14 protein-coding genes are annotated in these 13,024 nt (G+C 35.3%); 9 read left to right on the top strand and 5 right to left on the bottom strand.

The annotated features are described in order from the left end of the window. Window positions 1–28 precede the first annotated feature (28 nt). Complete coding sequence (gene thiL / locus Q0L65_RS07630; RefSeq protein WP_296684974.1) at window positions 29–1,075, top strand: thiamine-phosphate kinase; 1,047 nt, start codon at window positions 29–31, stop codon at window positions 1,073–1,075. A gap of 108 nt (window positions 1,076–1,183) precedes the next feature. Beyond that, window positions 1,184–1,717: a DUF3575 domain-containing protein gene (locus tag Q0L65_RS07635; RefSeq protein ID WP_296684975.1), complete on the top strand. Its 534-nt coding sequence runs from the start codon at window positions 1,184–1,186 to the stop codon at window positions 1,715–1,717. A gap of 74 nt (window positions 1,718–1,791) precedes the next feature. Here the strand turns inward: Q0L65_RS07635 and Q0L65_RS07640 are convergent, their stop codons facing one another. After that, window positions 1,792–3,339, bottom strand: a complete 1,548-nt coding sequence (locus Q0L65_RS07640) for a glycine--tRNA ligase (protein ID WP_296684977.1) — start codon at window positions 3,337–3,339, stop codon at window positions 1,792–1,794. 98 nt (window positions 3,340–3,437) lie between these two features. On the opposite strand from Q0L65_RS07640, the gene Q0L65_RS07645 reads away from it, so the two are divergent. From Q0L65_RS07645 to Q0L65_RS07655, 3 genes are all read left to right on the top strand, one after another. After that, the gene (locus Q0L65_RS07645) at window positions 3,438–4,121 is read left to right on the top strand and encodes a ComF family protein (RefSeq protein ID WP_296684978.1); all 684 of its coding nucleotides are present in this window, start codon (window positions 3,438–3,440) and stop codon (window positions 4,119–4,121) included. A 43-nt stretch (window positions 4,122–4,164) separates the two neighbouring features. Then, a complete protein-coding gene (locus tag Q0L65_RS07650) occupies window positions 4,165–4,554 on the top strand; it encodes a hypothetical protein (protein ID WP_296684980.1) in 390 nt (129 codons plus the stop codon). 128 nt (window positions 4,555–4,682) lie between these two features. Continuing rightward, window positions 4,683–5,291, top strand: coding sequence for a superoxide dismutase (locus Q0L65_RS07655; RefSeq protein ID WP_296684981.1), 609 nt, complete (start codon window positions 4,683–4,685; stop codon window positions 5,289–5,291). Window positions 5,292–5,641: 350 nt separating this feature from the next. On the opposite strand, the gene Q0L65_RS07660 is transcribed toward Q0L65_RS07655, so the two are convergent. The 4 genes from Q0L65_RS07660 to purN form a co-directional block, all read right to left on the bottom strand. Continuing rightward, complete coding sequence (locus tag Q0L65_RS07660) at window positions 5,642–7,540, bottom strand: amidophosphoribosyltransferase (protein WP_296684983.1); 1,899 nt, start codon at window positions 7,538–7,540, stop codon at window positions 5,642–5,644. A 151-nt stretch (window positions 7,541–7,691) separates the two neighbouring features. Beyond that, on the bottom strand, window positions 7,692–8,615 hold the full coding sequence (locus Q0L65_RS07665; RefSeq protein ID WP_296684984.1) for a PfkB family carbohydrate kinase: 924 nt from the start codon (window positions 8,613–8,615) through the stop codon (window positions 7,692–7,694). A gap of 106 nt (window positions 8,616–8,721) precedes the next feature. Next, the gene (gene rnhA / locus Q0L65_RS07670) at window positions 8,722–9,201 is read right to left on the bottom strand and encodes a ribonuclease HI (RefSeq protein ID WP_296684986.1); all 480 of its coding nucleotides are present in this window, start codon (window positions 9,199–9,201) and stop codon (window positions 8,722–8,724) included. A gap of 62 nt (window positions 9,202–9,263) precedes the next feature. After that, entirely contained in the window at window positions 9,264–9,830 is a 567-nt protein-coding gene (purN, locus tag Q0L65_RS07675; RefSeq protein WP_296684987.1) for a phosphoribosylglycinamide formyltransferase, read from the bottom strand. A 175-nt stretch (window positions 9,831–10,005) separates the two neighbouring features. On the opposite strand from purN, the gene Q0L65_RS07680 reads away from it, so the two are divergent. The 4 genes from Q0L65_RS07680 (at window position 10,006) to Q0L65_RS07695 (ending at window position 13,024) form a co-directional block, all read left to right on the top strand. Further along, on the top strand, window positions 10,006–10,242 hold the full coding sequence (locus Q0L65_RS07680; protein ID WP_007137004.1) for an acyl carrier protein: 237 nt from the start codon (window positions 10,006–10,008) through the stop codon (window positions 10,240–10,242). Between the two features lie 176 nt (window positions 10,243–10,418). Beyond that, a complete protein-coding gene (gene fabF, locus Q0L65_RS07685; protein ID WP_296684989.1) occupies window positions 10,419–11,672 on the top strand; it encodes a beta-ketoacyl-ACP synthase II in 1,254 nt (417 codons plus the stop codon). A gap of 9 nt (window positions 11,673–11,681) precedes the next feature. Continuing rightward, window positions 11,682–12,422 (top strand): ribonuclease III, encoded by a 741-nt coding sequence (gene rnc / locus Q0L65_RS07690; RefSeq protein ID WP_296684991.1) that lies wholly within the window; start codon window positions 11,682–11,684, stop codon window positions 12,420–12,422. 113 nt (window positions 12,423–12,535) lie between these two features. Continuing rightward, entirely contained in the window at window positions 12,536–13,024 is a 489-nt protein-coding gene (locus tag Q0L65_RS07695) for an IPExxxVDY family protein (RefSeq protein WP_296684992.1), read from the top strand.

Here is a 13,024-nt window from a genome sequence, read left to right on the forward strand (position 1 = left end):
TTTGCCCCTTAAACTTTGCTACTCCACTATGATTGAAGATAAAAACCCACAACGCACCAGCATTTCGCAATTAGGCGAATTCGGATTGATTGATCACTTGACCAAAAATTTTACCATCGCACAACCTTCTACACTGAAAGGAATTGGAGACGATGCTGCAGTCTTGGATTTTAAAGACAAAAAAGTAGTGGTTTCAACCGATATGTTGGTGGAAGGAGTCCATTTTGATTTGGCCTATATGCCCTTGAAACATTTGGGTTACAAAGCAGTGGTTACAAATGTGTCCGATATCTGTGCTATGAATGCCAAAGCCACACAAATCACAGTTTCTATTGCGGTTTCCAATCGTTTTCCTTTGGAAGCCTTAGAAGAATTATTTGAAGGTATCACTTTGGCTGCTAATGAATATAAAGTGGATGTTATTGGTGGTGATACCACCTCATCACAAAAGGGATTAATTATTTCAATTACCGCGATTGGCGAAGCTGATGAAGCCGAATTAACGTATAGAAACGGAGCCAAATCAACCGATTTATTAGTAGTAACAGGTGACATTGGCGCAGCGTATATGGGATTGCAAGTCTTAGAAAGAGAGAAACAAGTGTTTTTGGTTAACCCCAATTCGCAACCTGATTTGGACGCTTATACCTATTTGATTGAGAGACAATTGAAACCAGAGGCCCGAAAAGACGTTCGTACTTTATTGCACGCTTTGGAAATCAAACCTACTTCCATGATTGATATTTCTGACGGATTGTCGTCTGAGATTATCCATTTGTGCAAACAATCAAAAGTAGGATGTAATTTATACGAAGACAAATTGCCTTTAGACCCTCAATTCATCAATGTGTGTGAAGAATTTGACATTGACAGCACTACGGTGGCAATTAATGGTGGCGAAGATTACGAATTATTGTTCACTATTGCAATGGAGGATTTTGACAAAATAAAAGGAAATCCTAACTTCTCTATTATTGGTCACATGACCCAAGAAAGTGAAGGTATTCATTTAGTGACCCGTGCCAATACTAAAATTCCATTAAAAGCCAGAGGCTGGAATGCTATAGCAGAATAATTCTATCTAGAATAGACGATAGCAAATACAAAATAACGAAGTAATTTCTGATAATTAAAAATATTTATATATTTTTAACCCATTATTATTCATCAAACCCAATCATACATGAGAAAAATTTTAATTATTCTTTGTCTATCTTCCTCTTTAATTGGTTTTACTCAGGACGAAAAAAAACCCATTTTTAAACAATACGAACTAAAAGGAAATGCAATTTTACTTCTTGTTGGTGCTTTAGACTTTACTTACGAAGAGTATATTAATCATGATACTAGTTATGGTATTAGTGCTTTTATAGCCTATGATAAAGATATTGACAGGAAATTCAGCGTAACTCCTTACTACCGTATTTATTTTGGAAAAAAAAGAGCAGCAGGTTTTTTTATAGAAGGATTTGGAATGGTAAATAATTACAAAACGATTGCTTATACACTTGAAAGTATGAGTTATGTTGCATTACGAGAAGCAAAAGTTACCGATTTAGCATTAGGATTTAGCTTAGGCGGTAAATGGGTAACTAAATCTGGGGTGTTATTTGAGATTAGCACTGGAATTGGTAGAAATCTATTTTACAAAGAAGACAATGTCAATCGAATGGAATTTGTTGGACGCGGCGGTATCGGTATCGGTTACCAATTTTAAAAATAAAAAAAGTCCCAAACTCAATTGAATTTGGAACTTTTTTATATGGTATTTCGACTATCCGAAATCGTGTTTTAGTCGTTCATTTTCATCAACCAATTTTTCATCGATACTTCGTTTTCGATAATAGCTTTCAAATCGGCAATTTTAACACGATCTTGTTTCATGCTATCTCTATGACGAATAGTCACCGTTTGGTCTTCGATAGTTTGATGATCCACAGTAATACAGAAAGGAGTTCCTAAGGCATCTTGTCTTCTATAACGTCTTCCTACTGCATCTTTTTCATCATAAGTCACATTGAAATCCCATTTCAAATCGGCAATAATTTGATGCGCAATTTCTGGCAATCCATCTTTTTTAACCAATGGCAAAATAGCTGCTTTGGTTGGTGCTAATACCGCTGGCAAACTCAATACTGTTCGTGTAGAACCGTCTTCTAAAGTTTCTTCTTTTAATGAAGTAGCAAAAACCGCCAAGAACATTCTGTCTAATCCCACCGAAGTTTCTACTACATACGGCACATAATTTTGGTTCAATTCAGCATCAAAATACTGTAATTTTCTACCTGAATAGTGTTCGTGTGCTTTCAAATCGAAATCGGTACGCGAGTGAATTCCTTCTAATTCTTTCAATCCAAAAGGAAAATCAAATTCGATATCGGCAGCTGCATTGGCGTAATGCGCTAATTTTTCGTGATCGTGAAAACGGTATCTTTCTTTTCCTAATCCTAAAGACAAATGCCATTTTAAACGGGTAGCTTTCCAATGTTCGTACCATTTCATTTCTTCGCCTGGACGTACAAAAAATTGCATTTCCATTTGTTCAAACTCACGCATACGGAAGATAAATTGTCTTGCTACAATTTCGTTTCTAAAGGCTTTTCCAGTTTGTGCAATTCCAAAAGGCACTTTCATTCTTCCTGATTTTTGAACGTTCAAGAAATTAACGAAAATTCCTTGTGCGGTTTCTGGACGTAAGTACAAATCCATAGCCGAATCTGCAGAAGCGCCTAGTTTAGTCCCAAACATCAAGTTGAATTGACGTACTTCAGTCCAGTTTCTTGATCCTGACTCTGGACAAGCAATTTCTAACTCCTCGATTAAAGCTTTTACATCCTCTAAATCTTCATTCCCTAAAGAACGAGCCATTCTTTCCAGAATTTCTCTTTCCTTCGCTTTGTATTCCATCACACGGGCATTGGTGGTCACAAACTCTTGTTCGTTAAACGCATCCCCAAAACGCACACGTGCTTTTTCGATTTCTTTGATGGCTTTTTGATTGAGCTTTTCAGCATAATCTTCAATCAAAACATCGGCTCTATATCTTCTTTTTGAATCTTTGTTATCAATCAATGGATCATTAAAAGCGTCAACATGACCTGATGCTTTCCAAGTGGTAGGGTGCATCAAAATGGCCGCGTCCAATCCAACGATATTTTCGTTCATCTGAACCATTGATTTCCACCAATATTCGCGAATATTTTTCTTTAATTCAACTCCGTTTTGTGCATAATCATATACTGCACTCAATCCATCGTATATTTCGCTTGACGGAAAAATAAATCCGTACTCTTTTGCATGCGAAACGACATTCTTAAATAAATCTTCTTGTTTTGCCATAGTACTGCAAAAATATAAAAAGTGTCCTTAAAAAAAAGAAAATAGTTAAAGTTTGAATCGCTGATTTTCTTATTTTTATGTTTCCTAACCCAAATCGTATGTTCAAAAGCCTCCTTTATTTATTTTTCCCGCCTATTTGCGCGGGTTGCAAAACTGTTTTGATTGCCAACGAAAACGTAATTTGCACAAAATGCCGACACGAAATTCCGCTTACCCAACACCATTTGAATTCTGAAAACGAAGCGTTTAAGAAATTTTATGGGCGAATCCCTGTCGAACACGTTTCTGCTTTATTGTATTTTCATAAAAAAGGGATCGTACAAGAATTGATTCATAGTTTAAAATACCGCGGACAAGAAGCCATTGGAACCGCTTTAGGCGAATGGTATGCTGAAGAATTAAAAAGCCACCAACAACTTCAAAATGTGGATTCTATTATTCCTGTTCCTTTACATCCCAAAAAGTTACGTGAAAGAGGATACAATCAAGTCAGTCAATTTGGAAATGCACTAGCTAAATCATTACAGATTCCAATCAATAATGAGATTTTATTTCGCCAAGTGTATTCCAAAACCCAATCTCAAAAAAATCGTTTGGGCAGAACCGAAGGAATTGATACTATTTTTGATGTTAAATTCACCGAAAGCGACCATAACAAACACTTCCTTTTGATTGATGATGTCATTACCACTGGAGCTACGTTAGAAGTTTGTGCCAAAGCTCTGTTGAAAATTCCTGGGGCGAAAATTAGTATTGTTTGCATGGCAATGGCAGATTCTTAGAAATAAAAAATTATATTTAAATTTATTAATTACCCAAATCCCAATGAAAACTAAAACCTTATTCGCTATCATATTATTCGCTGGAACCTCAGCGATTTTTGCCCAACAAACACAACCCAAAGTAGGAGGCGACAAAGATGCCCACGGCTGCATCGCCTCAGCAGGATATACTTATTCTGAACTGAAAAAAGAATGCATTCGCACGTTTGAACAAAAAATCCAACTGAAAGAAATTGCTACAAAAGGCAATTACACAGCCGCAATCCTTTTTAACAAAGACCAATCGAAAGCTGAAATTTTTTTAAAAGACGAAAAACAGGGTGTAATCTTGATTCGCATGTCAAAAAATATTTGGAAAAATACTACTTACACTTTAATACAAAACAAAGGATTTGTGCTATCTCAAAACAAAAAGTCAATTTATAAATTGTAGTTTTTAATGCCATTCCGTACACTCCAAAAGACCTTTTAATAAAATTATAACACAATTGCGTTTTCTATTTGAAGTTAAATGCCTAATTTTGAAGTCACTTTTTAATTTTCACTTAAAACAATTATATCATGGCTTTTGAATTAGCACCATTACCTTACGCTTACGATGCGTTAGAACCGCACATTGATGCACGCACTATGGAAATTCACCATACAAAACACCACAATGCGTATACTACTAACTTGAATGCAGCTATTGCAGGAACTGATTTAGAAGGAAAAACAATCGAAAATATTTTGATTAATTTAGACAAAACCAATGCAGCTGTTCGTAACAACGGTGGTGGTTTTTACAATCACAATTTGTTTTGGTCAGTAATGACTCCAAACGGTGGTGGTTTACCAACTGGCGAATTATTAGAGGCTATCGAAGCTTCTTTTGGAACTTTTGAAGAATTCAAAGCTAAATTTGCTAAAGCAGGCGCAACTCAATTTGGTTCAGGATGGGCTTGGTTGTGTGTACACAAAGGAGGCAAATTAGACATCTGTGGAACACCAAATCAAGATAATCCATTAATGCCAGAAGTAGGTTGTGGTGGAACACCAATCCTTGGAATGGATGTGTGGGAACACGCTTACTATTTACACTACCAAAACAGAAGACCTGATTATATCGAAGCTTTCTTTAATGTAATCAATTGGACGGAAGTAACAAGACGTTTTGTTTTAGACAAATAATCTTTCAAATAAAAATTAAAAATCCGCTGATAACCTCAGCGGATTTTTTTATGCCTTCCATTGCGAGGAGGAACGACGAGGCAATCTTATTTTGTAACTTTTTACCGCAGATTCGAGGATTGATCTTTTCCTAAAGATTTTTGGATTCGTATTCGAGTTCAAGAACAGCTTATTTTGAAAGGGTACAAAAATAAAAGAGGAGGAATTGCTTCCTCCTCTTTTGCCCCAAATCTACCATAAACTCAACCTACTAATGTAAATGGTAGTGTAAATGTATACCTGTAATTCCCGCAAATCAATTTATTTAGACAAACAACCTAAATACTCGATAAAAGTACTTTCTTATTTTTTTAATACGCCCTAGCGTCTTTTCCTTCGTAGAAATTCATAAAAGCACGATTTACTACTCGGTTACCTCCTGGTGTTGGATAATCTCCTGTAAAATACCAATCCCCTAAATTTTTAGGACAAGCAATATGCAAATCCTCTACGGTTTGGAAAATAATTTTTACTTCAGCATTAATTTCTGGAGAACTCAACATCTCTGCAATTTTATCTGAGATTTCTTCTGGAGTAAACGGTGCATAAATAGCCGTAACATAATTAACCACCTCAGCATCTATGAAATTTTCTTGTGCTTTACACTTGGCATACACTTCGTCAACAACATGGTATAAATTACGCTCTTTCAGTAATTCTAGAGCAGCTCTAAAGGCAACTAACCCTTCTAGTTTTGCCATATCAATTCCGTAACAATCTGGATAACGAATTTGTGGTGCCGAAGATACAATCACAATACGTTTTGGTTTCAAACGATCCATCATTTTGATTATACTCATTTTCAAAGTAGTCCCTCGAACAATACTATCGTCAATAATAACCAAATTATCCGTTGGTTTTATCACTCCATACGTCACATCATAGACGTGAGCCACTAAATCGTCACGACTGCTATCTTCGGTAATAAACGTTCTGAGTTTAGCATCTTTAATAGCTACTTTCTCTGTACGAATTTTGACTTTTAAAAGCTCTTGTAAGGTTTGCTCTGTTAAGGTATTTCTGTTCTTAAGAATATAATCATTTTTTCTTTGGTTCAAGAAATCCTGAGCCGCCTCAACCAATCCGTAAAAGGAAGTTTCGGCTGTATTCGGAATATACGAAAACACGGTATTATCTGTATCTTGATCAATGGCTTTTAAAACCGATGGCAAAATTAATTTTCCTAAATTTTTTCTTTCCTGATAAATCTCTGCATCACTTCCTCTTGAGAAATAAATACGTTCAAATGAACATGCTTTTTTGGTTATTGGTGTCAAGATTTGCTTCATCGCAATGCCTCCGCCTTTTTTAATAATTAAGGCACTTCCTGGATCAATTTCTTGAACACTTTCAAAAGGAACATTGAAAACAGTTTGAATAACTGGTCGTTCAGAAGCTACCACCACTACCTCATCATCTTGGTAATAATAAGCCGGTCTAATTCCTGCTGGATCTCTAAATACAAAGGCATCTCCATGTCCTAAAAGTCCTGCCATAGCATACCCTCCATCTAAATTTTTAGACGAACGAGTCAAAATTTTGGCTATATCTAAACGGTCTGCAATTACTGGAGAAGCTTCTCTTTTATTCAAGCCCATTTCTTTGCATTCTTGGTACAATTGCATTACTTCCTTATCCAAAAAATGGCCTATTTTTTCCATCACCGTAACGGTATCTGCCATTTCTTTGGGATGCTGACCCAATTCAATTAGATTTTGAAATAATTCTTTAACATTAGTCATGTTAAAATTTCCTGCCAAAATCAAGTTTCGATGCATCCAATTACTTTGACGTAAGAAAGGATGAACACTTTCGATACTATTTTTACCAAATGTTCCATAACGAACGTGACCTAAAAACAATTCACCCAAATACGGAATATTCTCTTTTTGTAAAGCTACATCATCAGCATATTCTGGATGATTCGTCATCTCTTCATTAATTCGCTCATTGATTTGAGCAAACACATCCTGAATGGGTTGTGAAGCATTAGAACGTACACGACTAATGTATCGCTGACCTGGTTCTACATCAAACTTAATACTAGCAAAACCAGCTCCGTCTTGTCCGCGGTTGTGCTGCTTTTCCATCATAAGGTACATTTTTTGTATCCCGTAAAAAGCCGTTCCGTATTTTTCTTTGTAGTATTCAAGCGGTTTCAAAAGCCTCACTAAGGCTATCCCACATTCGTGTTGTAAAGCGTCGCTCATTGTGTTATTATAATTGGAGTATTGTTACTGTTATTTTTTAAACAATTTAAATTGTTTTATTTTAACCATTAAGAAATTAAGTATCATTAAGTTCTGAATGGTTCATTATATTTTTATAAAAAATGCCCCGAAAATTTCGAGGCATAGGTTATTATAATTCGATATCAAATTGTGTCAATGATTTGAATTGTTGCAATCTAGACACCACTTCTTTTTTGTCTAACGCAAGCATTCTTTCTGTTCCAAATTTCTCCACGCAGAACGAAGCCAAATTGGAACCATAGATTACTGCGTTTTTCATATTTTCAAACGATACGTTTTCGCTTTGTGCAATAAATCCTGTGAACCCACCTGCAAAAGTATCTCCCGCTCCTGTTGGGTCAAAAACTTCTTCTAAAGGCAACGCCGGTGCAAAAAACACATTCTCATTGTGAAATAATAATGCGCCGTGTTCTCCTTTTTTGATTACCACATATTTAGGTCCCATCGTATGGATTTTAGCCGCTGCTTTCACTAATGAATATTCTCCCGAAAGTTGTCTCGCTTCCTCATCATTAATTGTGATTACGTCGATACGTTTCATCACGTCCAATAATTCTGGTAAGGCACAGTCCATCCAAAAGTTCATTGTGTCTAAAACAACTAACTTAGGTTTTACTTCCATTTGGTCCAAAACACTGCTTTGCACCAATGGATGTAGGTTACCCAACATCACCACATCAGCATCCTTGAAGTTTTGAGGTACTTTAGGTTGGAAATCAGCCAAAACATTTAGTTCTGTAGCCAAAGTGTCTCTTGAGTTCAAATCGTTGTGGTACAAACCACTCCAAAAGAAGGTTTTACCTCCTTTTACCACTTCAAGACCTGAAATGTCAATATTTCGAGCAGTCAATAAATCCAAATATTCTTGTGGAAAATCGTCTCCAACTACTGAAACAATAGCCGATTGCAAATTGAAAAAAGAAGCCGAAAGACCAATATAAGTTCCAGCACCACCTAAAATTTTATCTGTTTTACCAAACGGAGTTTCAATAGCGTCGAAAGCAACCGTTCCAACAATCAATAATTTGTTCATTATTTTAGTTTCGAAATTAAGGGGCAAAGATAGTTTATAAGTTTTAGAGTTGCAAAGGTTCAAAGAGGCAAAGTGAAGAGAATTTTACATCCTCTAAATTGTACTATTACAACAGCTTTTGGTCTTCTTTTTCGTAGAATTCATCCACCGAAAGTTGTTTTTGAGTTGAAGCCATAACTGCTAATGCATCGCAACGCTCGTTTTGAGGATGGTTATTATGGCCTTTGATCCATTTAAAATCGACTTGATGCTTTTTGTAAATCAATAAAAATCGTTTCCACAAATCGGGATTTTTTTTACCCACAAAACCTTTTTTTTCCCAACCAAAAACCCATTTTTTTTCTACTGAATCCACCACATATTTAGAATCAGAAACTACAAGAACTTTGGTGTTAGGATTTTTTAATTTTTCGAGACCGACAATTACTGCCAATAATTCCATTCTGTTATTAGTAGTATGTCGAAAACCTTCGTAGAATTCTTTTTTGTACGGTTGCCCCACCCATTCCATAACTACACCATAGCCTCCAGGTCCTGGATTGCCCTTGGCAGCACCATCGGTATAAATATGTACTTGATGTAACATTGTAAGGTTATGGGGTTATTGGTTTAGAAAGTTATAAGTGATAGGACTCAGATCGTTACTGACTATCCGTTAGTTATCAATTTTTCAATCACTACTGGAAAATGGTCTTGTTCCAATTCATGAATTTTAGCAGCAACTACTTCTGGAGTATCGCTAATTAAAACCGTTACTTCTTTTTGAAAAATAACATTTCCTTCATCGTAATTTTCATTGACATAATGAATGGTAATTCCTGTTTTAGACTCTTTATTTTCAACTACAGCACGGTGTACATGCATTCCATACATGCCTTTACCTCCGTATTTAGGCAATAAAGCAGGATGAATATTAATTATTTTATCAGGATAAGCGGCCACGATTGTTTCTGGGAATTTTAATAAAAACCCGGCGAGCACAATTAAATCGGGTTGAATTGTATTAATTTCTTGTAGTACTTTTCCTGTTTCTAAATCGTTTTTGGAAAAAACTTGAGATGGGACTTGGTACTTTTCAGCGCGCTGTATCACTTGAGCATCAGCTTTATTAGTAAATACTGCTTCTACCGAAGCTGTTTTCGTTGCCTTAAAATAGCGAATAATATTTTCCGCATTAGTACCCGAACCAGAAGCAAAAATTACAATTTTTATCATGTTTTCAACCTATTTAGTATGCAAAAAAAGGGATAAAAAACGGAAAAAAATAGCATTCTTAAACCTTTGTTAAAATAAATTTTATATTTTCGTTCGCACATTTATTAACTAAATAGTTGTTTTAAAATAAAGTTTTTTATTTTTGCCAACAAATTAAATTCTAAAATTAAAGATTATGTCAGACATTGCATCAAGAGTAAAAGCGATTATCGTAGACAAATTAGGTGTTGACGAAAACGAAGTTGTAACAGAAGCAAGCTTCACTAACGATTTAGGAGCTGACTCCTTAGACACTGTAGAGCTTATCATGGAATTCGAAAAAGAATTTGATATTCAAATTCCAGACGATCAAGCAGAAAACATTGCTACTGTAGGTCAAGCAATCTCTTACATCGAGGAAGCTAAAAAATAATACTAAAACACCCGATACTTTTTGTACTCGGGTGTTATTATTTTTCTTAAATTTAATACATGATTGAATTTCAATCAAAAACACATATATAATTCAGCACCCACAGCTCTTTTGTAATACTAATACAAAAAAGAAATCGTGGGTTTTGTTTGTTTAAAGATAAAAATACAGAAGCTATGGAATTACGTCGCGTAGTTGTTACAGGTTTAGGAGCATTAACTCCTATTGGAAATAACATTCAAGAATATTGGGACGGACTAATTAACGGCGTTAGTGGTGCTGCTCCTATCACTTATTTTGATGCTTCAAAATTCAAAACGCAATTTGCTTGTGAATTGAAGAACTTCAACGTTGAAGATTTTATTGATCGAAAAGAAGCTCGAAAAATGGATCGCTACGCGCAATATGCAGTAGTTTCTTCAACAGAAGCAATGAACGATGCTAATTTTGATTTAGAAAAATTAGACAAAGATCGTGCAGGAGTGATCTGGGGATCAGGAATTGGCGGACTAGAAACATTTCAAATTGAAGTGTTGAATTTTGCTGCTGGCGATGGAACTCCAAAATTCAATCCATTTTTTATCCCAAAAATGATTGGTGATATTGCTTGCGGACACATTTCTATAAAATACGGTTTTAGAGGCCCTAATTTTGGAACTGTTTCAGCATGTGCATCATCAACAAATGCAATTATTGACGCATTTAATTATATTCGTTTAGGCCATGCCGATGTAATGGTAACTGGTGGTTCTGAAGCTGCAGTAACTATTGCTGGTATGGGTGGATTTAACGCCATGCACGCCCTTTCTACTAGAAATGACGATCCGAAAACTGCTTCAAGACCAATGGACAAAGACCGTGACGGATTTGTACTTGGCGAAGGAGCTGGAGCCTTAATATTAGAAGAATATGAACATGCAGTAGCTCGTGGCGCTAAAATTTATTGTGAAATTGGCGGAGGCGGAATGTCAGCTGATGCGTATCATATTACAGCACCACATCCAGAAGGATTAGGTGCAAGAAATGTAATGTTGAACTGTTTGAGAGATGCGGGTTTAAAACCTACAGATGTTGACGGTGTAAATATGCACGGAACTTCAACTCCATTAGGTGATTTAGCCGAGTCTAAAGCCATCGAACAAGTTTTTGGCGATCACGCTTACACTATGAACTTGAATTCAACTAAATCAATGACAGGTCACCTTTTAGGTGCTGCTGGAGCAATTGAAACTATTTCGTCTATTCTTTCTTTGAAATACGGAATTATTCCTCCAACAATCAATCATTTCACAGACGATGAAAGTATCGATCCAAAATTAAACTTCACTTTTAACGTAGCTCAAAAAAGAGATGTTAAAGTATTGATGAGTAATACTTTTGGTTTTGGTGGACACAATGCCTGTGTATTGGTTAAAAAATTAGACATCTAAAATAGTACTATGCGTATTATTAGAAAAATATTTTCGAAATCCCGTTCTCTTGAAGACGGGATTTTTTTTGGCGCTATCGAAAAAATCTTAGGATTTGCACCTAAAAACATTGATTTTTATAAAAAAGCATTCACGCATCGTTCCTCTAATATTTTAGACGAAGTGGGCAATCCTATTAATTACGAGCGTTTAGAATTTTTGGGTGACGCCATGTTAAGCGCGGTGATTGCTGCACACCTTTTCAATGAAGCGCCAACTGGTGACGAAGGTTACTTAACTAAAATGCGTTCCAAAATTGTCAGTAGAGAGCATTTAAACGAACTAGGTAAAGACTTAAATCTAGTTCAATTTGTTGAAAGTAAAGTACCCGTTCAACACTTTGGAGACAACATACATGGAAACATATTTGAGTCCTTAGTAGGTGCAATTTATTTGGATAAAGGATACGAATTCTGCAAAAAATTCATTCAAAAAAGAGTTATTACTCCTTATGTTGACATTGCTCGACTAGAAGGTAAAGTAATTAGCTACAAAAGCTTAGTTATCGAATGGTGTCAAAAAGAAAAAAGACAATTTCATTATGATATTTTTGAAGATAATGGCATTGACGGGGAACGACTTTTTGGCGTTAAATTAAGTATTGACGAAAAAGTAATTGCCAAAGCCAGAGCTACTTCCAAAAAGAAAGCAGAAGAAAAAGCATCTCAACGTGCCTATTTTGCATTTCAAGAAAAAATAGATAAAAAATAATACGATTTTCTCCAATCTATAACGTTTTCGTTGATAATTTAACAAAATCAACGCAGGTTTCAGGCTACAAGCTAAATTAGAAATAGTATATTTACACCTTATTTTGTGATGAAATGGCTATTCATAAATTAGATCTTGACGATTTCGACGAAATAGATTATTATCTAATTGCCATTCATACTACATTGGAAGATTACCGATTGGCTTATTTTATCAATCAACACCTTCCAATCAATTTAAGTAAAAGTAAAGAGGAAATTCACATTAGCATTAAGGAAGGTGAAACCCAATTTTCAAGATTTTACTTTAATGACGAAGATAATTTCATTTCTTGGAATCTGATTCAGAACAAAAATGAGGTTATTGGACAAAAAGAAATAATAAACCAAGATTTATTTTCAAACAGTTCTCAGGAAGTGGCCACAAAAGTGTTTTTACTTCCCGAATTGAAAAAGGTGGATTATTTTTTAAAAATTGAAAGCGATGAAGATGACGTAAAAATCACTGACATTATAAGAAAACTAAAAACCATTAAAAGTCTATCTACCGTTTATGTAGTGGACACAGAAACCATAAAATCTAAAAACAATTTAATTTTTTAA

It is taken from the genome of Flavobacterium sp. (assembly GCF_024642105.1).
In the GTDB taxonomy this organism is placed as follows: Bacteria; Bacteroidota; Bacteroidia; order Flavobacteriales; family Flavobacteriaceae; genus Flavobacterium.

Coding starts and splice junctions, on each gene's coding strand:
- thiL (WP_296684974.1), top strand. CDS start 29: ATGATTGAAGATAAAAACCCACAACGCACCAGCATTTCGCAATTAGGC.
- Q0L65_RS07635 (WP_296684975.1), top strand. CDS start 1,184: ATGAGAAAAATTTTAATTATTCTTTGTCTATCTTCCTCTTTAATTGGT.
- Q0L65_RS07640 (WP_296684977.1), bottom strand. CDS start 3,339: ATGGCAAAACAAGAAGATTTATTTAAGAATGTCGTTTCGCATGCAAAA.
- Q0L65_RS07645 (WP_296684978.1), top strand. CDS start 3,438: ATGTTCAAAAGCCTCCTTTATTTATTTTTCCCGCCTATTTGCGCGGGT.
- Q0L65_RS07650 (WP_296684980.1), top strand. CDS start 4,165: ATGAAAACTAAAACCTTATTCGCTATCATATTATTCGCTGGAACCTCA.
- Q0L65_RS07655 (WP_296684981.1), top strand. CDS start 4,683: ATGGCTTTTGAATTAGCACCATTACCTTACGCTTACGATGCGTTAGAA.
- Q0L65_RS07660 (WP_296684983.1), bottom strand. CDS start 7,540: ATGAGCGACGCTTTACAACACGAATGTGGGATAGCCTTAGTGAGGCTT.
- Q0L65_RS07665 (WP_296684984.1), bottom strand. CDS start 8,615: ATGAACAAATTATTGATTGTTGGAACGGTTGCTTTCGACGCTATTGAA.
- rnhA (WP_296684986.1), bottom strand. CDS start 9,201: ATGTTACATCAAGTACATATTTATACCGATGGTGCTGCCAAGGGCAAT.
- purN (WP_296684987.1), bottom strand. CDS start 9,830: ATGATAAAAATTGTAATTTTTGCTTCTGGTTCGGGTACTAATGCGGAA.
- Q0L65_RS07680 (WP_007137004.1), top strand. CDS start 10,006: ATGTCAGACATTGCATCAAGAGTAAAAGCGATTATCGTAGACAAATTA.
- fabF (WP_296684989.1), top strand. CDS start 10,419: ATGGAATTACGTCGCGTAGTTGTTACAGGTTTAGGAGCATTAACTCCT.
- rnc (WP_296684991.1), top strand. CDS start 11,682: ATGCGTATTATTAGAAAAATATTTTCGAAATCCCGTTCTCTTGAAGAC.
- Q0L65_RS07695 (WP_296684992.1), top strand. CDS start 12,536: ATGGCTATTCATAAATTAGATCTTGACGATTTCGACGAAATAGATTAT.